At 40.9% G+C, this 19500-nt stretch carries 17 protein-coding genes; 10 read left to right on the top strand and 7 right to left on the bottom strand.

Annotated elements, in window-relative coordinates; genetic code table 11:
* Positions 1–1320 (top strand): HAMP domain-containing sensor histidine kinase, encoded by a 1320-nt coding sequence (locus tag FTU22_RS14190; RefSeq protein WP_180095090.1) that lies wholly within the window; start codon positions 1–3, stop codon positions 1318–1320.
* Positions 1321–1517: 197 nt separating this feature from the next.
* On the opposite strand, the gene hemP is transcribed toward FTU22_RS14190, so the two are convergent.
* Positions 1518–1688, bottom strand: coding sequence for a hemin uptake protein HemP (hemP, locus tag FTU22_RS14185; protein ID WP_078189103.1), 171 nt, complete (start codon positions 1686–1688; stop codon positions 1518–1520).
* Between the two features lie 147 nt (positions 1689–1835).
* Between hemP and FTU22_RS14180 the strand changes: the two genes are divergently transcribed.
* Positions 1836–2735 carry an NUDIX domain-containing protein gene (locus FTU22_RS14180; RefSeq protein WP_180095088.1) on the top strand — a complete coding sequence of 300 codons (900 nt, stop codon included), beginning with the start codon at positions 1836–1838 and terminating at the stop codon, positions 2733–2735.
* 549 nt (positions 2736–3284) lie between these two features.
* Here FTU22_RS14180 and FTU22_RS14175 read toward each other — a convergent pair.
* Positions 3285–3767 carry a tetratricopeptide repeat protein gene (locus tag FTU22_RS14175; protein ID WP_180095107.1) on the bottom strand — a complete coding sequence of 161 codons (483 nt, stop codon included), beginning with the start codon at positions 3765–3767 and terminating at the stop codon, positions 3285–3287.
* 76 nt (positions 3768–3843) lie between these two features.
* Positions 3844–6237, bottom strand: coding sequence for a penicillin-binding protein 1B (gene mrcB / locus FTU22_RS14170; protein ID WP_180095086.1), 2394 nt, complete (start codon positions 6235–6237; stop codon positions 3844–3846).
* 152 nt (positions 6238–6389) lie between these two features.
* On the opposite strand from mrcB, the gene FTU22_RS14165 reads away from it, so the two are divergent.
* A complete protein-coding gene (locus FTU22_RS14165) occupies positions 6390–7328 on the top strand; it encodes an NAD(+) kinase (RefSeq protein ID WP_078189100.1) in 939 nt (312 codons plus the stop codon).
* A gap of 2 nt (positions 7329–7330) precedes the next feature.
* Positions 7331–7597: a YeaC family protein gene (locus FTU22_RS14160; protein WP_078189099.1), complete on the top strand. Its 267-nt coding sequence runs from the start codon at positions 7331–7333 to the stop codon at positions 7595–7597.
* A 90-nt stretch (positions 7598–7687) separates the two neighbouring features.
* On the opposite strand, the gene FTU22_RS14155 is transcribed toward FTU22_RS14160, so the two are convergent.
* Complete coding sequence (locus tag FTU22_RS14155) at positions 7688–8686, bottom strand: glycosyl transferase family protein (RefSeq protein ID WP_180095084.1); 999 nt, start codon at positions 8684–8686, stop codon at positions 7688–7690.
* Between the two features lie 408 nt (positions 8687–9094).
* Between FTU22_RS14155 and FTU22_RS14150 the strand changes: the two genes are divergently transcribed.
* The gene (locus tag FTU22_RS14150) at positions 9095–10441 is read left to right on the top strand and encodes a dicarboxylate/amino acid:cation symporter (protein WP_168379336.1); all 1347 of its coding nucleotides are present in this window, start codon (positions 9095–9097) and stop codon (positions 10439–10441) included.
* A gap of 170 nt (positions 10442–10611) precedes the next feature.
* Positions 10612–11754 (top strand): acyl-CoA dehydrogenase family protein, encoded by a 1143-nt coding sequence (locus tag FTU22_RS14145; protein WP_180095082.1) that lies wholly within the window; start codon positions 10612–10614, stop codon positions 11752–11754.
* A 127-nt stretch (positions 11755–11881) separates the two neighbouring features.
* Here FTU22_RS14145 and FTU22_RS14140 read toward each other — a convergent pair whose 3' ends face one another.
* The gene (locus FTU22_RS14140; protein WP_180095080.1) at positions 11882–12412 is read right to left on the bottom strand and encodes a DJ-1/PfpI family protein; all 531 of its coding nucleotides are present in this window, start codon (positions 12410–12412) and stop codon (positions 11882–11884) included.
* Between the two features lie 517 nt (positions 12413–12929).
* On the opposite strand from FTU22_RS14140, the gene pheA reads away from it, so the two are divergent.
* From pheA to FTU22_RS14120, 4 genes are all read left to right on the top strand, one after another.
* Positions 12930–14039 (top strand): prephenate dehydratase, encoded by a 1110-nt coding sequence (gene pheA, locus FTU22_RS14135; protein ID WP_180077541.1) that lies wholly within the window; start codon positions 12930–12932, stop codon positions 14037–14039.
* 69 nt (positions 14040–14108) lie between these two features.
* The gene (gene hisC, locus FTU22_RS14130) at positions 14109–15200 is read left to right on the top strand and encodes a histidinol-phosphate transaminase (protein WP_180095078.1); all 1092 of its coding nucleotides are present in this window, start codon (positions 14109–14111) and stop codon (positions 15198–15200) included.
* Between the two features lie 3 nt (positions 15201–15203).
* The gene (locus tag FTU22_RS14125; RefSeq protein WP_180095076.1) at positions 15204–17453 is read left to right on the top strand and encodes a bifunctional prephenate dehydrogenase/3-phosphoshikimate 1-carboxyvinyltransferase; all 2250 of its coding nucleotides are present in this window, start codon (positions 15204–15206) and stop codon (positions 17451–17453) included.
* A gap of 112 nt (positions 17454–17565) precedes the next feature.
* On the top strand, positions 17566–17937 hold the full coding sequence (locus tag FTU22_RS14120; RefSeq protein WP_180009482.1) for a hypothetical protein: 372 nt from the start codon (positions 17566–17568) through the stop codon (positions 17935–17937).
* 83 nt (positions 17938–18020) lie between these two features.
* On the opposite strand, the gene FTU22_RS14115 is transcribed toward FTU22_RS14120, so the two are convergent.
* Positions 18021–18545 carry a hypothetical protein gene (locus tag FTU22_RS14115; RefSeq protein ID WP_180085752.1) on the bottom strand — a complete coding sequence of 175 codons (525 nt, stop codon included), beginning with the start codon at positions 18543–18545 and terminating at the stop codon, positions 18021–18023.
* Between the two features lie 281 nt (positions 18546–18826).
* A complete protein-coding gene (locus tag FTU22_RS14110) occupies positions 18827–19453 on the bottom strand; it encodes an alpha/beta hydrolase (protein WP_180095074.1) in 627 nt (208 codons plus the stop codon).
* Positions 19454–19500 lie beyond the last annotated feature (47 nt).

Genomic DNA, 19500 nt, shown 5'->3' with positions numbered 1-19500 from the left:
ATGAGTGATAAAAAAAGCATTTCCTTACAGTCGCAACTGATTAAAACCTCACTGCTCAGTGCAATTTGGGCGGGAGCAATCTCCCTGTGTCTGATGTTGGGATTTGGTCTTTATCACATCATGAATGTACACGATGCCCTGATGGACGAAGTGGCAGATATGCTTACTGCTACTGATCTAACGCTGAAGCAAGACGAACAAATAGATGAACTGAGTGAAGAGTTTGATATGCAATATCAACTCATGCAAGGGTCGCAAGTCTTAACCACATCGGAACAACACACAGCATTTGAACATCAGCCCAATTTAAAACAAGGGTTGCATTATCAATGGAGAGAAGGCGCGCTTTGGCGTAGCTATGCACTTCAGGACGATGGATTAACCGTACAAATCATTCAACCGATGAAAACACGGCTGAGGGAAACGCTGCAAAGCGTACTAGGCTATGCAGGGATTCTGTTGATTGTCTGGTTGATCCAATGGCTATTACTGCATATTTTTATTAAACGTCAATTGAAAGTTCTAAAGCTCTTTTCAAAACAAATCGCTGAAAAAAATGTAGATGACTTACAAGCCATTGTTTTACCTGAACCTGTATTACAGGAACTAGAACCGATCCAAACACAGCTGAATTTTTTATTAAACCGATTAGATCAAGCCTTAGAGGCGGAACAACGCTTTACCTCCGATGCCTCACATGAATTACGCTCACCGCTGTCTGCGATTCAAATGCGACTTCAGGTATTAAAACGAAAATATCCCGACATTCAGCAGGATTTATTGAGCATACAGCACGATGTTAATCGAGGAACACGCGTGTTGGAAAATCTACTAATTTTGGCACGGCTCGACCCGACGCAATCGGAGCAATTAGATAAAAAACAAGACGACTTAGAACAGCTGAGTTTACAAGTCCTTGACGCTTTACAGCCTTTTATTGAAGAAAAGCAGATCGAATTGAAGCTACAGACCCAGTCTGTACAGTTTGAGATGAACGCAGAGTTGATGTTTAGCTGTCTACGCAATTTAGTCGATAACGCTATTCGCTATAGTCCTACGCAAGGACAGGTCAAGATTGATTTAATGGTAACAGCACAGCAGGCGGTTTGGACGATTGAAAATCAAGGTGCAGGACTGACAGCCGCAGAATTGCAACGTATTGGCGAGCGGTTTTACCGCGTATTGGGAACGAAGACGCAAGGTTCAGGTTTAGGTATTTCAATTGCCCAAAAAATTGTACAGTTACATCAAGGCCATTTAAGTGTGGATGCATCTGAACTGGGTGGCTTAAAGGTACAACTCATTTTTCCAATCCGCTAAAAACATAATTTGCCCTATTGAATTTGAGCGAAAGAGTATTGTGAGAGGAAGATGAGTGTTGCGATTTAAATTAAGTTTGAGTAGCTATAAAGCTTAATTTAACTAAGTACAAAACTTAAAAAACAGTAAGCGTATAGCTTACTGCTTGTGTCCACGATTATTTTTATTGCGCTGATAATTATTATTTTTATCAGAAATTATTTGGTCAAAATAAGGCGATTATTTCGTGTTAAACGTAGTCGATATTCTTCACCTGCATGCATAATGCGAATTTCACGTCCTAAAGCAAAAAGGTTGTTTGAATGTAGCATTGGCAGTGAGTGGTGTGCTTCATTGCTACGAGTAAAAAGGCTAAATGGTGCGTTCATTCCGTCGACTCCGTGGTGTATTTCTGAATGTTTTAAATGATAATCATTATCGAATAGGCCTGTCAACGGTAATTTTAGAATTTTATAAAAAAGATAAATTTGCTTACACTTGGATATCAATTGGAACAGAGTAGAGAGCAGGGAACTATGTCGAAACCGCAAATCGATGTCGCCATTGCGATTTTATTGCATCAAGACAAAGTACTGGTGGGGTGGCGTGAAGCAAAACAACATCAGGGCAATAAACATGAGTTTCCGGGTGGTAAAGTCGAGCAGGGTGAAAGTCCTGAACAAGCGTGTCGTCGTGAAATTTTTGAAGAGGTTGGCATTGGTTTACACGACTGGCATGCTTTTGATTTTATTCAGCATGAATATGATGATGTTATTGTGAATTTACATTTATTTCATGCCACTGTCCCGCATGCATTGCTGAATGAAATCCAAAAGCCATGGGCCTGGTATTCACGTCAACAGCTCATGAGCTTGAATTTTCCAAAGGCCAATCAAGCTATTTTGCAACGTTTATATTGGCAGCAACAGATCAAAATCACAGCCGATCTACCAACACTTGAAACGCTTCAAGAGACGCTGTTGTATTATTGGCGAGTCGATGCCAGCGCAGAAAATGCAGAGGCATTAAATCAATTACCTACCGTGATTTTAAAGCAATTGATAATTAATGAAGATCTATGGTCATTACTCTCTACAGAGGTGCAAGCACATATTTCGGCTTTACATCTTAAGCAGCACCAATTGCTGAAAAAAAATAAAGGTGATTTACAGCTTGGGAAGCGCTATATCGCCGCTTGTCATGATCAAGTTTCTGCACTGCATGCGCAAAAAATTGGCTGTGAGGCTATTTTTATGAGCCCAGTTCTGGCGACACAAAGTCATCCAGAGGCGCAAGGTATGGGATGGGCGCATTTTTCTGAGATTGCACGAGGCATAGAAATCCCTGTTTTTGCTTTAGGTGGCATGCGTCCTGAATTATTGTCTATTTCACAGCAACATCATGCTTATGGGGTGGCAGGTATTCGCAATTTTTAGAAACTAGAATGTGTATATTGAATTAAAGTCGTATTTGAAAGTCGTTATGTAAAATTCAGTGAAGGTTGGTTAGAAATAGACTTACTATTTGTAAGCTATTTACTGATGTTACGCCCATAAAAAATAATTACGCATTTTTAAAATGATTTTTAAGCCGATACGACGGAGTCTTAAATCTTGAGATTGAATAAAGGGATTAGCCTTCGGCTGGAGGTACTCGTACGAAACGATGTTTCTCATTAGGCAAAATGAGAAGCGTGCTTCGCAAGGAAACCAACTTGCGGTGCAATGCACCTCACTGACAAAACTCGTTCACTAGCGTTAATTTATCCAAAGTATCGCAAAAACATTTTTAAATAGATGTAGTCTTGTCTCAAATACTTGCGGATGAAGTTACCGTATATCGTACTTTTATTTGGATCAAATTACGCTCCTGATGTTACGGCGTAACATTATTTAATAATAATTATGAGAAATAAACTTACTTTTAGTATGTTATGAATAAAAACAAGCCTGATCTCAATTAAGATCAGGTTTGTTTTTGGGTGCTTAAAGAGCTTTAATGGCTTGTTGTGCCTTCTGAATGGTGCTGCTTTTCTTTTGCATTTGACCGGCTTTTAAAACAACATTCCAAAGCTGTTGTTTCATCGGCTTGGTTTGAGCATAGCTTAATCCACGCAGTGCCAACGATTCTGCATTCGCAGGTTGATTTTTTCGATTGGCGATCATTGCCAAATATAAAAAAGTTTCCGCAGATTGTGGTGCCAAACGCTGTGCTTGAGTTGCCGCACTTTCAGCTTCATTCCATTTTCCATTGGCATAAGCGGTTTGCGTAGTTTGCATCAATTTTTTGAATGCAGGTAAGTTGCGACCATCATCAAACTTTTGAATTTGGGTTTTCTGTTCAGGAATAACGATGCGTTGACGTTTAATTTCTGGATGGTCATATGGCGTAATGATGACCCCAGAAGGGTCATGGATATCTGCCTTTTTTTCAGGCGGAGCAGGCGGCTTTTGCTCAGGTTCGATCATAGTTTGGCAACCTGCCAAAATGATCGTCAAAACGCTCAGAATACTGAACGTTTTTAAAACTTTAATATTTTGCAGTTTAATTTGAATACTCTCCACTTGAGATGATGCGAGGTTGATCAGATGAACCCTGATCATTATCGACATCACTTTCACGAATGTAGTCACCTAAACTATCATTTTGTTCCTGAGTTGGCTGCGTCTCTTCAGTATCAACTGTGTAAGGTTCTACTTCATATTGTGTCGAACCACATGCTGTCGCCTGATTTGGAATGGAGTTGCGCGACAGAGGAATATACATCGCACCTGTACAATGCTGCGCAGATAAATTACCTGAATAACGGTCTAACCAATGCCACTGCACGCTGTCTGGTTGACGTAAATTAACTGGTTTTTGACGTAACTGCTTCATCACATTGGTCCAAACAGGAAGTGCTCCTGACGAACCAGTTAAGCCTGTAACTTTGTTGTTGTCTAAACCCAACCAAACCACACTTAAATAATTACCTGAATAACCTGCAAACCATGAGTCACGCGTATCATTGGTTGTCCCTGATTTACCTGCAAGTTTGAGTGAAGCTGGTAATGATGCATAAGCAGAACGGCCTGTCCCTGAACTCATCACTTGTTGTAAACCGTAGTTCAAGATAAAGGCTGCATCAGGTGCAATAGTCGGTTGTACCGTTAAGCTATAACGATCTAATAAACGACCATTGGCATCGACCACTGAACGAATAGCTTTCACTGGATATTTGAAGCCACCGGTTGCAAAGTTTCCATAGACACTCATGACTTCCATCGGTGACATATCGATAGCACCGAGGTAAATCGAAGGGTAGTTTGGAATATTAGACGTCACACCAAACTTTTTCAGATGGTTAATAAAAGTCGACATACCGAACTCTTGACCTAAGCGTACCGCAGAGAGGTTATAAGAGTTTGATAGGGCATCGACCATTGGTACGACACCATGTGCACCACCACTATAGTTTTTCGGTGTCCAAGCTTTGCCATCACTTTGAATGCTGATAGGGCTATCTTCGATCTGACTCGCCCAGTTATAGCGGTTGGATTCTATCGCACTGAGGTAAATCACAGGTTTTAGCAATGAACCGACTTGACGTTTAGCATCCATTGTACGGTTAAAGCCGGTAAAGTCCTGCGTTGAACCGACTGCTGAAACCAATTCACCATTTTCAGGATGAGACACCAATACCGCGCCTTGTAATTCTTTCAAACGTGCTGGATTGGCATTGCTTAAACGCGCCACAGATTCTTTAAATGCAGTTTGTACACGAGTTTGAGCAATCGGGTCCATCGCGGTGAAAATACGCAGACCTTGATTGGTCAAATCGCTTTCTTGGTATTCAGTACGCAGTTGACGACGCACGATATCCATATAGTCTGGGAAGCGAGAAGGGCCCAATGTTGGTTTTGTAATGACATTCAATGGACGTGCTGACTCAGTTTCATATTGTTCCTGAGTTAAATAGCCCATCACCACCATATTGTTTAACACAATATTACGGCGTTTAATCGCACCTTCAGGGTTTTTCCACGGATTAAATAGGGTCGGGCCTTGAACCAGACCGACTAAATAAGCCTGTTGGGAAATATTTAATTCACGTAGGGGTAAACCAAAATAAAATTGCGAGGCTAAACCATAACCATTGATTGAATAGTTACCGTTTTGACCTAAATTCACTTCGTTTAAATAGGCTTCAAGAATTTCATCTTTGTCATAGTGGAGTTCAATCAGCATCGCCATTAAGGCTTCATTGGCCTTACGCTTAATGGTTTTTTCAGGCGATAAATAGAAATTTTTCACCAATTGTTGAGTGAGGGTCGAACCACCTTGACGTTTACCACCGGTGACATTACTTACGATGGCACGTGCTGTACCACGAATGGAAATACCATGATGCTGATAGAAATTACGGTCTTCTGTAGCAATTAAAGCTTGGATTAAAGGCTTAGGTACTTTATCCAGTTTAATCAGCACACGGTCTTCATTGTGCTGAGGATAAATACCACCAATTAACATCGGCTCTAAGCGGGCAATACCACTACTTGAAGGCTTGGTCGCACTTACTTCAGTGATTTGATCTTCACCAAAGGTCACTTTAAGGACTTGTTCAGGGTCGACACTATCACCAAAGTCAAAACCACGCGTATGGATATAGGTTACATTGCCAGAAGTAACGTAACTTCCCGTTTTCGCATAGCTGTCTTGAGCGTTATAGCCCAAAAGTTTCAGTTCTTGGTTGAGGTCTGCTTGGCTTACAGGCGCATTGGTGTAAATTTCTAAAGGACGAGCAAATACCTTAGCTGGAATATCCCAACGTTGACCTTCGAATTTGTCCCGTACAATATTATCTAGACGAATAAGATAAATGCTGAACACGAGAAATCCGCCGATAATCAACAGCGAAAAAATCAGTGCAATTATGCCTATGCCATGTTCAGACTTCATAAATAGTGATAATACCCTGAGAAATTTTGCTAATCATGCGAAGCTTTTCAGTATTTTGCAATATTTAAACTGTTATATGTATGCAAAATATTGGAAGCTACTTCACTAAAGTCGAAACTTTAAAGTTTTTTTAAATCATTTCTGTTAGTGATATGATACCAATGAGGCGAAGCGGAGCAAAAGCGCAGGTGCAAATTTCACATAAATCATTTCGAAACATTGGGTTGATTGGTCGTCCAGACAAATCATCAGTGATCGAAACCCTATGTTTGATCCACGATCATATTTTGAGTTTGGGATTACATCCTGTATTTGATACGCAAACAGCGCAGCTGGTTCCCTACAATAATACTCAGACGGTCAGCCGTAATTTATTGGGTGAAGTTGTCGATTTGGTGATCGTTGTCGGAGGTGATGGTTCATTGCTTCATGCCGCACGTGCCTTGGTGAAATATAATACCCCTGTGATTGGGGTGAACCGTGGTCGTTTGGGCTTCCTGACCGATATCAAACCGACAGAAGTGATTTTCAAGTTAGATCAAGTGCTCAAAGGTGAGTTTCAGCTAGACCGACGTTTCTTGCTAGAAATGGAAATTCGCTCGAAAGGCGAGTCGATTTATGATGCCGTGGCTTTAAATGATATTGTGCTGCACTCGGGTAAATCGGTACACATGATCGACTTTGAACTGAATATTGATGGGCAATATGTATACCGCCAACACAGTGACGGTTTAATTGTTTCGACACCAACCGGCTCTACAGCTTATGCATTATCTGGTGGTGGTCCGATTGTCCACCCAAGTATGGATGCGATTGCCTTAGTGCCAATGCATCCACATACTTTGTCGTCACGGCCGATTGTCGTCGGCGGACAAAGCGAAATTAAAATTTTGATTCGTGAAAATCGTGTTCTACCAATGGTCAGTGCCGATGGTCAACACAGTGTATCATTGGGTGTCGGCGATAGTTTACATATCCGCAAACATCCATTTAAGCTCAACTTATTACATCCACCTGGTTATGACTTCTATATGGCATGTCGTACCAAGCTAGGCTGGAACCAAGATTTTGACTCATTAAAGCAGGATTAATTATGAATATTGAACAGATGCTTGCCGTACTCGATCCTGAAATTGTTGGTCGATTAAAAACGGCAATTGAAATTGGTAAATGGCCAAATGGCGTAGCGCTGACTCAAGAACAACGTCAAATTTGTATGCAAGCGGTGTATGCATGGGAAATTAAACATTTGCCAGAAGATGAGCGTAGTGGTTATATCGACCGCGGGACCAAAGAAGAAGATGAGCATTGCGACTCGCATGTGGAAGAACCTGAGTTCAAGCCGATTCGTTTCGTTTAATCCGTTTTCTGTCTGATTGAAAAAGCCAGCTTAATGCTGGCTTTTTATTGGCTTGATGCATGCCTAAATTTTTTGCTTCATACTGCTTATTTAAGCGTGACGATTTGCCCACATGGTTTTGGCAGTTTGCATTGCATCATCAAAACTTGCGACGGCGCCCATGGTATACAGTGCGATTCCCATGGTTTCGGTCACTGCGATTTCACCATATTCATGTGTCTGCTGACCGTCCCAAACGGCTTTAAAAACGGCCAAATCAAGTTCTTCTTCGACTGGACTACGGTTGTCCGTCAGTTTAGGCAACTCATGTTCATACATTTCACCATCCTTGATGCCACAAATTAAGGTTTTTGCATCGGGGTTACGTTCGAATTCACCACCTTCACCCTTAATGACAGCACTATTTTGATAACCCAATTGGAATGCCGCACGTTGGTGTGATCCACGATAGGCTGGATGGAAAATCGCTTGCATGGTGGCTTTGGCATTAAATGGATTTATCAGACGCGCAAGGGTGTGAATTGGGGAACGTAAGCCCATGACATTGCGTAGTGAAATTAAATCACTGAGTATTGGTGAAATGACGTCGAGCGGAATATAAGCAAAATGACGTTGTATAAGCTGCTGTTCCACATCTGTATCATTTTGGCAAATAGGAAAACCCAAATACTCTAATACTTGTTCTGTATAAAGGCGGTTAATGGTATGACCTGAAGCGCCATGCATTACGACATTGTAGCCGTGTTTTGCCAGCGTTAATGCGGCCAATAAAAACCAAGGATAATGTTTGCGTTTACCTGCATAAGATGACCAATCTAAATCGACATCAAGCTTTTTAAACTTGAGCTGATCACGTGTGGCTTGGACAAAGCCTGTCAGTTCATCGACAGATTCTTCTTTTACACGCAATAACATCAAGAAAGCGCCCAATTGAACGTCTAAAACCTCATCTTTTAAGATCATGCTGAACGCTTGGTAGGCTTCATCATAAGTGAGAGAACGTGCGCCATTTTTACCTTTACCCACGATACGGACAAATTGCGCAAAAGGATGTTCAAAATCTTTGTAAATATTTCGTTTATTGTTCATGCAAATACTGGGCTTAAAATTAGGACTTAAGGATAGTTTACTTCTATAGTTGGTATTTTTCAGCCTGATAACAGGTTTAAAAAAGGATGTCTTTAGACTATCGTCTAATAAACTCGGTCTATTATTTAACCGAAATTAACATTTGTGGCAGAACAAGCCATTAAAAAACAGGTAAAATTTAACCTACTTTAGTATGTGTTTCATCTCCTGATCAATGCGCTGATTTTATATCAGGTCCTGATGTGATTATTTAATCACCATACATATTTCGTTTTTCTGTATTTGGCTAAGTCAAATACCTTTGGTGCTCTTTTGTCGAAGACAAAGGGGTTTTGGGCTGTTTATTTTTTGAAAATAGACAAAAACTGAATATTTCTTTGAAGCAGAAATATATCGTGAAGTAATGTCATGGCTAAAAAACCAATTTATAAGTCACTATATTTTCAAGTGATCGTTGCCATTATTGCGGGTGTATTGGTGGGGCATTTCTCACCAAGTGGCACACAAATTATCAATGGTACCGAGCAATACGTAAAAGGCTGGGGTGAATTGTTCTATCCACTAGGACAAGGTTTCATCAAGCTGATTAAAATGATTATTGCACCTGTGATCTTCTGTACCGTGGTGAGTGGTATTGCAGGTATGGAAAGCATGAAATCTGTGGGTAAAACAGGTGGTGTCGCTTTACTATACTTCGAAATTGTTTCGACCATCGCACTCATCATTGGTCTTGCAGTAATTAATATTGCAAAACCAGGTGTAGGCATGAACGTAGATCCAGCATCTTTAGATACTGCAGGTATTTCTAAATATGTTGAATCTGGTGCAGCACAATCTACCCAAGATTTCTTTATGAATATCATCCCAAACACCGTTGTTGGTGCGTTTGCTGAGGGTGAGATTCTTCAAGTTCTATTATTTGCCTTATTATTTGGTTTTGCATTGCATAAACTTGGTGATGCAGGTAAGCCTGTATTGAAGTTTATTGATCAAATTGCACATGTATTCTTTAACATTGTAAACATGATCATGAAGCTTGCGCCAATTGGTGCCTTCGGTGCGATGGCTTATACCATTGGTAAATATGGTATCGGTAGTTTGGCGCAATTGGGTCAATTGATCATCTGCTTCTATATTACCTGTTTGCTGTTTATTTTCCTTGTACTTGGCTCAATTGCACGTATTTGCGGTTTCAGTATTTTGAAAATGATTCGCATGATTCGCGAAGAGTTACTGATCGTACTGGGTACGTCATCTTCAGAGTCTGTACTGCCACGTATGTTGAAAAAACTTGAACTTGCTGGTGCAGAAAAATCTGTAGTGGGTCTTGTTATTCCAACAGGTTATTCATTTAACCTAGATGGTACGTCTATTTACCTAACCATGGCAGCAATCTTTATTGCACAAGCGACCAATACACCGCTTGATATTTCGCATCAGATCACATTGTTATTGGTTCTACTCATTTCATCTAAGGGTGCTGCGGGTGTGACGGGTTCAGGCTTTATTGTGATGGCTGCAACATTGTCTGCTGTGGGTCATATTCCTGTTGCAGGTTTGGCATTAATTCTTGGTATTGACCGTTTCATGTCAGAAGCACGTGCATTAACGAACCTTGTAGGTAACTCTTTGGCAACGATTGTGGTTGCGAAATGGGTGGGTCAATTAGACAAAGAAAAACTGGATTTTGCTTTAGCAAATCCTGAAGAAATTGACCGTCAGATGCAAGAAGAAGGCAATGCACATCATGCATAACGCTGATGCTGTGATGTAAAAGATGTAATTAAAAAGGAAGCTTCGGCTTCCTTTTTTAATGCAAGGTCAAAGCCAAATTTGAACGCTTTAGTTTTTAGGCATGACGGCTGTTCTAAACTGCAATAGGATGGAGCTCAACAAAATAACAAACTCAACCAAGGAAGAAACACATGCTAGCTTATGATGCAGACTTAGAATTATTTCGAGATAACTTTCGCCGTTTTATGGCAGAGCATGTCGCACCACATTATGAGCAATGGGAACGTGAAGGCATTATGCCGCGTTCAGTATGGAATGCCTTGGGTGAAAATGGCTTTTTATGTGTCGATGTGCCTGAAGAATATGGCGGTTATGGCGTCCCAACGCATTATTCACTGATGCTAGTTGAAGAATCTGCACGGGCAGGTTTTAGTGCATTATCGACAGGTATTTCATGCCATTCTGAAATTGCAGCACCGTATATTTTGCACATTGGTTCAGAAGAACAAAAACAACATTGGTTACCGAAAATGGTCACAGGTGAAGTGGTCGGTGCCATTGGTATGACAGAGCCGGGTGCAGGTTCGGACTTACAGTCTATGCGAAGTAGTGCGATTTTGCAGGGTGATCATTATATTCTCAATGGTTCGAAAACTTTTATTTCAAATGGTCAACATGCAGACCTAGTGGTATTGGCGGCGAAAACCGATCCACAAGCACGTGCCAAAGGTGTGTCATTACTTTTAGTCGATACACATTTGGATGGATTTAAGAAGGGTACTAACCTGGATAAAATTGGTCTGCATGCGCAAGACACTTCTGAATTGTTTTATGACAATGTTAAAGTGCCGAAAGAGCAACTTTTGGGACAAGCTGGACAAGGCTTTGCTTACTTGATGCAAGAGTTACCGCGTGAACGTACCGCGATTGCTTCGACTGCAATTGGTGCGATTCGAGGCTCGATTGATGTGGCAACGCAGTATGTCAAAGAGCGTCAAGCGTTCGGACAGGCGATTGGACAGTTCCAAAATACTCGTTTTGTATTGGCGCAGGCTAAGATCGACGAATTAGCTACAGCGGCATTTTATAATCAAAATGTTGAGCTTTATATGCAAGGCAAACTTGATGTTGAAACTGCAGCAGCACTCAAGAGCTTCTCTACCGATATGCAAATGAAAGTAGCACATAATCTACTTCAATTATTTGGTGGCTATGGTTATATGACCGAATATCCAATTTCACGTTTCTTTGTCGATGCACGTATTCAGCAAATCTACGGTGGCACCAATGAAATTATGAAAGAAATCGTGGCACGAAGTATTTTAGGTCGATAAACAATTTATCAGGCTGAAAATTAAAATAGCGAAGTGAAGACTTCGCTATTTTTTTTAAGATGTCTTTCTATAGATTTGCTTATTTGAATTAGATTATGCGGTTGAGTGTAAGTGAATATATTGAAACCTATGATAATGAGGGTTGCCCCAAAACTTGCAAACAGACTTCAATAAATTCAGGGGTATCTAAAGTACTGCGAGACGATATGTACAGGTTATTATCATTCACGACCGATTGATCCGACACCACCACACCTGCGTTTAACAAAGCGGATTTCAGCGTTTCAGATTGGGCGAAATGGCGACCTTGTATGACACCAGCTTCTAATAACAATTGTGGACCGTGACAACTGCTCAAAATCGGCTTTTGGCTATCTGCAAAATTACGTACAAAATAGATAAAACGGTCATCTAAAGCGAGTTTCTCGGGTGAATAACCGCCGGGGATAAACAAGGCATCAAAATCATGCACAGAGGCGTCATCGATACTCTGATCAATGGTGATCTGGGAGCGTCGTTTAATGCCGTGAACGATTTTTCCAACCTGATCTTCGATATTGATAATGCTGTGCCGAGCGGCTCGAAATGCCTCTACAGGCTCAAGGTACTCAATATCTTCAAAATCGTAGGTCACTAACACTGCAATTTTCTTGTGCATCGCTGTACCTCAGTGTTGTTATTTTTGTCATGTTATTGAGACTATAAAGCAATGAAAAAATTTGCTTGTCCCATTTGTTATAAATCTGTCAATGTCTGTAAATACTAGGTTAGGACATCAATTAAATCACTGAAAAAGCGACCAATGACAGTCGAAGCATAAATCGATAAAAACGTATCAAACTGTGTCGATCAGATCTATTTTCTATATCAGAAATAGTTAAAAGTTCTGAACTCTGCCAGAACAGATCAATTTGCCTTGGTTAGTATAGAGAAGGATCAGACTAAACTTGCATTCGGATCATAATGCGGAATATTAGGGTGATTAGACTTAAATAAAAAGTTAATAAAATGCAAAGGCTTATCAGTTTATCTGTACTCATTGTTCAGCCAAGCTGATGAAGCTTTAATCAACTGTATGTTTTTAAGGCTGAATCAATCAAAGTCGTATTGCGCAACATTTGAAAGCTAACTATTGTTATACTGTTTGCAAAATTTTTTTGAAGGGCGACATAACAATGATCAACGATGATCAAAACACTCCGACTTCTCTGGACTTAGCTCAAATTCGTGAAGATATCGACTCTGTTGATATGCAGATTCAACAACTTATCAATCGTCGTGCGAAACTAGCTGAAGCTGTGGCAAAAGCAAAATTTGCTGCAGAAGAGAATCCATTGTTTTATCGTCCTGAACGTGAAGCGCAAGTTTTACGTAAAGTTATGGATCGTAACGAAGGCCCATTGTCTGATGTGACAATGGCACGTTTATTCCGTGAGATCATGTCGGCTTGTTTAGCCCTGGAAGCGCCGCAAAGTATTGCGTTTTTAGGTCCAGTCGGAACTTATACGCATTCGGCTGTTTTAAAACATTTCGGTCAAGACGCTGTTGTTCGCCCTCTTCCAACGATTGATGAAGTATTCCGCGAAGTAGAAGCAGGCAGTGCGCACTATGGTCTTGTGCCTGTAGAGAACTCATCTGAAGGTGTAGTGAACCATACCCTAGATTGCTTCAAATCTTCACATCTGAATGTTATTGGTGAAGTGGAGCTGCGTATTCATCACCAATTCTTAGTGTCTGAAAATACACGTAAAGACAGCATTAAACAAATTTATGCTCATCAACAAACTTTGGCGCAATGCCGTGGTTGGTTAGATGCTCATTATCCAGGTGTAGAACGTGTTGCACTCAGTTCAAATGCAGAAGCTGCACGCCGTATTCGCAATGAATGGCACTCAGCAGCAATTGCTTCTGAAGTCGCTGCGAACATTTACAACCTTGAAATTTTGCATAGCAATATTGAAGACAATCCTGAAAATACTACTCGTTTCTTGGTGATTGGTCGTGAGAAAGTACCGCAATCGGGCAATGATAAAACTTCATTGTTGATTTCTGCGCATGACCGTGCAGGGGCGTTGCTTGAAATTCTTGCACCATTTGCAAAACACAATATCAGTTTGACCAGTATTGAAACACGTCCTGCCTTGCCTGAAAAATGGGCCTATGTCTTCTTTGTTGACCTTGAAGGCCATGTAGAACAAGACAATGTCAAAGCAGCGATTGAAGAAATTCGTCCATTGGTTAAAGAAATTCGTGTATTGGGTTCATATCCGATTGCTGTTCTTTAAGATCACAACTGTGATCAATTCCATCAGGAGTTGATCACCTTCATCATTTGAAAAAACTGGAAGTGTAAAATGACGTTTGTCCCAGCCAATGAAGGCATTGCAAAGCTAAAGCCTTACCAACCAGGTAAACCAATTAGTGAACTTGAGCGTGAGTTGGGTATTACAGATATCGTAAAACTCGCATCAAATGAAAACCCATTGGGTTGTTCTGATAAAGTGAAAGAAGCGGTTGCTGCTGAACTTGCAGAAATTGGTCGATATCCGGATGGTGGCGGTTTTATTTTGAAAGACCAAGTTGAAAAACAATTTGGTATTGCACATGACCGCATTACGTTGGGTAATGGTTCAAACGATCTTCTAGAAATTTTCGCTCGTGCTTTTGTTTCAGAGCATGACTCTGTGGTGTATAGCCAACACGCATTTGCTGTGTATGGTCTGGTGACACAAGCCATTAATGCTGAAGCGATTGAAGTGCCTGCAAAAGGTTTTTCACATGACCTAGATGCAATGGCTGCGGCAATTAAAGACAATACTAAATTAATTTTTATTGCGAACCCAAATAATCCAACAGGTACATGGTTTGAAGAAGCTGAATTTGAAGCGTTCATGCAAAAAGTACCTGCAAATGTGATCGTGGTTTTAGATGAAGCATATGTGGAATATTTCCCAGAAAACTTCAACAGCTTGAAATTCTTAGATCAATACGCAAACTTAATCGTTAGCCGTACCATGTCAAAATGCTATGGCTTGGCTGCGTTACGTGTTGGTTTTGCCTTGGCTTCAGTTGAAGTGACGGATTTCCTCAATCGTATTCGTCAACCATTTAACGTCAACCATTTAGCAATGGTTGCTGCAGTTGCTGCACTTAAAGATGAAGCGTTCATTGAAAAATCACGCGTAGTGAACAAAGCGGGTATGGCTCAACTTGAGTCAGGCTTTGATGCTTTAGGTTTAGCGTATGTGCCTTCACGTGCCAACTTCATTTTAGTAAATGTAAAAGCAGATCCTGCACAGACTTTCAATGCTTTATTAAAAGAAGGTGTGATTGTTCGTCCAGTTGGTATCCCTGAGCATTTACGTGTATCAATTGGGACTGAAGCTGAAAATGCTAAATTCTTAGCTGCATTGGCTAAAGTTTTGGGCTTAGAGGCTAAAGCTTAAGTCATGTCTGTGCCACTATTTGAAAAAGTTGCTTTTATTGGGCTTGGGCTGATTGGCTCAAGTCTAGCTCGCGTCATGATTGCTGAAGGTTTAGCTAAGGAAATTGTAGCGTCTACGCGTTCACAAAAAACTTTAGAAGATGCAAAAGCTTTAGGGCTTATTCAGCAGGGTTATAGCGATCCTGCTGAAGCGGTCAAAGGTGCAGATCTCGTTGTCTTGGCTTTGCCTGTACGTGCGACACAAAAAGTCCTTGAAGCGATCAAGCCTTATCTATCCGAACAGACGATTATTACCGATGTTGGGAGTACCAAAGGCAATGTCGTTGATGCAGCGAAAGCCGTCTATGGTGAGCAATTGCCTGCTGGTTTTGTACCGGGGCATCCGATTGCTGGGGCTGAACTAACAGGTGTGCATGCAGGTAAGGTAGATTTATTTGCTAATCACAAAGTGATTTTGACACCTTTACCAAGCAGTGCAGATTGGGCTGTAGAGAAACTAATTCAATTGTGGCAAGCTGCCAAAGCGGAAGTAATTTGCATGGATGTGGAAAAACACGATGAAGTGTTGGCCCATACCAGTCACCTTCCGCATTTGATGGCATTTAACTTGGTTGAGCAACTCGCGAACCGAGAAGACAATTTAGATATTTTCCGTTATGCCGCTGGCGGTTTTCGTGATTTCTCACGCATTGCTGCAAGCGACCCACATATGTGGCATGACATCTTTTTTGCCAATAAAAAGGCAATTTTAAATGCGGTAGATGGCTTTGAAAAACAATTGGCTATTCTTCGCAAACTGATTGAAGATGAAAACTCACAAGCGTTGATGGGGCTGTTGGGGCATGCACAAGCAGCACGCCAACATTTCAATCACATGCTCGCAAAGAAACCACTGATGGAGAAAAATAAAGTGACGACACAGCAATTCAAAATTTTACCGGGTCCAAAGCAATTCCAAGGTAAATTTACTGTGCCAGGTGATAAATCTGTGTCACATCGCTCTATCATGTTTGGTGCTATTGCAGAAGGCACAACGCATGTCACTGGTTTCCTTGAAGGTGAAGATGCCTTGGCAACCCTTCAAGCATTCCGCGATATGGGTGTAAGTATTGAAGGCCCTAAAAACGGCGAAGTCACTATTCATGGTGTAGGTATGCATGGTTTAAAAGCACCTGCAGGCGCTTTGTATATGGGCAATTCAGGTACTTCAATGCGTTTGCTTTCAGGCATGTTGTCGGCACAGAAGTTTGATTCAGTGATGACGGGTGATGCGTCATTATCAAAACGTCCAATGGAACGTATTGCCAAACCATTACGTGAAATGGGTGCGCAAATTCAAACTACAGGTGAGCGTGGTACGCCGCCCGTGTCTATTTCTGGAAGTCAAAACCTTAAAGGTATTCACTACGACTTACCAATGGCATCTGCACAAGTAAAATCTGGTATTTTGTTGGCAGGTCTTTGGGCGGAAGGTGAAACTGTTGTCACTGAGCCAGAACCGACACGTGACCATTCTGAACGTATGCTTCGTGCATTTGGTTATGACGTGAAAACAGAAGGCAACCGCATTTCACTTCAAGGTGGCGGCAAGTTAGTCGGTACGGATATCCAAGTACCCTCTGATATTTCATCTGCAGCATTCTTTATGGTGGGTGCAGCGATTACTGAAGGTTCAGATGTCACACTTGAAGCGGTCGGCATTAATCCAACACGTACAGGTGTGATCGAAATTTTAAAACAGATGGGTGCTGACCTGACTGTTGAAAATGAACGTATCGCTGGCGGTGAGCCGATTGCAGATATTCGTATTCGTGGTTCACGTACACTCAAAGGCATTCATATGCCAGAAGATCAAGTGCCATTGGCGATTGATGAATTCCCAGCGTTATTTATTGCTGCTGCATGTGCAGAGGGTCAAACCATTTTGACTGGTGCAGCTGAACTTCGAGTGAAAGAGTCGGATCGTATTCAAGTGATGGCAGATGGCCTAAAAATTATGGGTATCGATTGTACGCCAACCGAGGACGGTATCATCATTGAAGGTCAAGGCAAAGCGGGTGAGTGGGGTGCAATCTTCACAGGTGGTCAAATCGAATCACATCATGACCACCGTATTGCAATGAGCTTCTCAATGGCAGGTTTACGTACTTCGGGTGAAATTAATATCGTGGGTACAGAAACTGTTGCAACAAGTTTCCCAACATTTACAGAGCTAGCGACTCAAGCCGGTTTAACGATTGCGGTAAGTGAATAAATAATTCACTAAATTTGTATATTTATTCAACAACAGCCAAGCAAATGCTTGGCTGTTTGGTTTTAATTGCTTATGCTAAAACTATACAACAAGAATGTCTTTGGATAGATACATGAGAAAACTACAATTCACCGCCCATAGCGATTCAAATCGAGTTGAAAGCAGTACTGATACTCAAACTCAAGTGGCTGAGTTTTTAGCAAGTAAGCTTGAGAAATATGGCTTTCAAACGTTATCGCAAAGTGGTGATCAGATTGCAGTCAGTGTCGATCAACATGAATTGCCACTTTCAGTGACATGTCAGGGGCAGGATGAATCAGGTCGTCTAGTCTGTGAAATCACCTCTTATCCAGATGAAGACCAAGATTGGTTAGATCGTATTACTGAGCAAAGTTTATTGAATCAATTGGCTCAAGCGGTCGAAAACAGTTTAAAAGAAGAAGAGTCATATAGTGAGTTTCAATGGAAACAAATGACAAAATGATTTGAAAAATTGAATTAAAAATCATCCATAAAAAAGCAGCATAGCGCTGCTTTTTTGTTTTTTAACGGAATGTATTTACAACGTTATAGACATTCAATATTGATAGGATTAATAGTTCGATTGCTCTTTTTCACATAGTCACACATTTTTTCTGACTCTTGTTCATTGAGTCCCCAAAACACTATCACACCACGTTGATCAGTCAATTTGCTATCGCTTAAATAAATATAATGGGTGTCATGATAGTTTTTATCGAGCATATCTTTATATTTTTGATCGGTAAAAGATGAACAAGACGAAATTTCAGCTTCTTTACACACCGAGTCACTCGAACAGCGTTGCTTAAAGGTTGAAATCATATTCATGGTGTCAGTGCTGTTGAGTTGGGCTTCACACACTTGGCTGTTGGGAAAGTCGTAGACCATTTTTAAGCTAAAATCACGACCATCGACATTCATCTTGTATGACGCAGTCAAATAGGCTTTGGGACCATCGTTCGCAGCAACCGTAGACGCTGGCAAATTTGTCGTTGTGGATGGGGTTGAATTAAAATAATAGACCAAAGCTGCAATGCTTAGACTTAAAATCACAGCAACAATAAATTTCATTTTTCCCTCTAAATTTTATCTTAATTTTTCTGGGTATTATTTCTGTAGTTGATTATTTAAACAAGTAAATAATTGGTTTTTAGATAAAAAAATGTTGCGTAATAAAAATTAAACGAGCATCGGCTTAAGTCATTACATGTTGAACGAATTATGATCACTAATGCAAAAAAATGGATAAATCGAAAAGCGAGAAGTTGAATTTATCTGGAATATTGGTGGAATAGAGCGTTCGCTAGGCAAAAAAAATGAGCCAGTTAAGCTGACTCATTTTTTTGTATTTTTTATACTAAAAAGCGTGAGATCGCGATACGAAGCTGTTTGAGATAACCTGTAAAGAAGTGGTTTGCACCTGGTAAAACCGTGATTAAATGGCGCTGTGGTTTGGCCCACTGAATCAAGTCAGATAACAGTGTGACATTATCTTCTTCACCATGAATAAATAAAATATCACCCTTAATATGCGGTGTCACATAGTGACGTACACCTGCAACTGTTGTGGTTGGTAAGCCGCATAAAATAGTCTGTACAGGCTGTAACTCCACTGGCAATAGGGCATAGCATTTAGTCATGACATTTGCACCAAAACTAAAACCGCCTGCATAAAATGGCAAGTTTGGGTGTTGGCTACGAGCAAATTCAATGACTTGCATGGTATCTTTGGTTTCACCATTGCCTTCGTCATGTATTCCTGCACTTTGGCCAGAGCCGCGGAAACTTGGGCGATAGACAACATAGCCACGTTCTAAGAACATTTGCGCTAAAAGCACAGGGACTTTGTGGTGTGGTGTACCACCTTGCAATGGGTGAGGGTGTGTAACTACCGCAAATCCTTTCACTTCACCCTGTGGATAATCAACAAAAATTTCAAGCTGACCAACAGGCCCTTGAATGAACAGTTGTTCTGACATAATGACTAAAATGTGAAAGCGGGAGAGTCGCATAGTTTACAGATTAT

It is taken from the genome of Acinetobacter sp. YH12076 (genome assembly GCF_013419525.1).
Lineage (GTDB): Bacteria > Pseudomonadota > Gammaproteobacteria > Pseudomonadales > Moraxellaceae > Acinetobacter > Acinetobacter amyesii.
This window is presented reverse-complemented; position numbering and strand designations above follow the sequence as displayed.

Coding starts and splice junctions, on each gene's coding strand:
- FTU22_RS14190 (WP_180095090.1), top strand. CDS start 1: ATGAGTGATAAAAAAAGCATTTCCTTACAGTCGCAACTGATTAAAACC.
- hemP (WP_078189103.1), bottom strand. CDS start 1,688: ATGAACGCACCATTTAGCCTTTTTACTCGTAGCAATGAAGCACACCAC.
- FTU22_RS14180 (WP_180095088.1), top strand. CDS start 1,836: ATGTCGAAACCGCAAATCGATGTCGCCATTGCGATTTTATTGCATCAA.
- FTU22_RS14175 (WP_180095107.1), bottom strand. CDS start 3,767: ATGATCGAACCTGAGCAAAAGCCGCCTGCTCCGCCTGAAAAAAAGGCA.
- mrcB (WP_180095086.1), bottom strand. CDS start 6,237: ATGAAGTCTGAACATGGCATAGGCATAATTGCACTGATTTTTTCGCTG.
- FTU22_RS14165 (WP_078189100.1), top strand. CDS start 6,390: ATGATACCAATGAGGCGAAGCGGAGCAAAAGCGCAGGTGCAAATTTCA.
- FTU22_RS14160 (WP_078189099.1), top strand. CDS start 7,331: ATGAATATTGAACAGATGCTTGCCGTACTCGATCCTGAAATTGTTGGT.
- FTU22_RS14155 (WP_180095084.1), bottom strand. CDS start 8,686: ATGAACAATAAACGAAATATTTACAAAGATTTTGAACATCCTTTTGCG.
- FTU22_RS14150 (WP_168379336.1), top strand. CDS start 9,095: ATGGCTAAAAAACCAATTTATAAGTCACTATATTTTCAAGTGATCGTT.
- FTU22_RS14145 (WP_180095082.1), top strand. CDS start 10,612: ATGCTAGCTTATGATGCAGACTTAGAATTATTTCGAGATAACTTTCGC.
- FTU22_RS14140 (WP_180095080.1), bottom strand. CDS start 12,412: ATGCACAAGAAAATTGCAGTGTTAGTGACCTACGATTTTGAAGATATT.
- pheA (WP_180077541.1), top strand. CDS start 12,930: ATGATCAACGATGATCAAAACACTCCGACTTCTCTGGACTTAGCTCAA.
- hisC (WP_180095078.1), top strand. CDS start 14,109: ATGACGTTTGTCCCAGCCAATGAAGGCATTGCAAAGCTAAAGCCTTAC.
- FTU22_RS14125 (WP_180095076.1), top strand. CDS start 15,204: ATGTCTGTGCCACTATTTGAAAAAGTTGCTTTTATTGGGCTTGGGCTG.
- FTU22_RS14120 (WP_180009482.1), top strand. CDS start 17,566: ATGAGAAAACTACAATTCACCGCCCATAGCGATTCAAATCGAGTTGAA.
- FTU22_RS14115 (WP_180085752.1), bottom strand. CDS start 18,545: ATGAAATTTATTGTTGCTGTGATTTTAAGTCTAAGCATTGCAGCTTTG.
- FTU22_RS14110 (WP_180095074.1), bottom strand. CDS start 19,453: ATGTCAGAACAACTGTTCATTCAAGGGCCTGTTGGTCAGCTTGAAATT.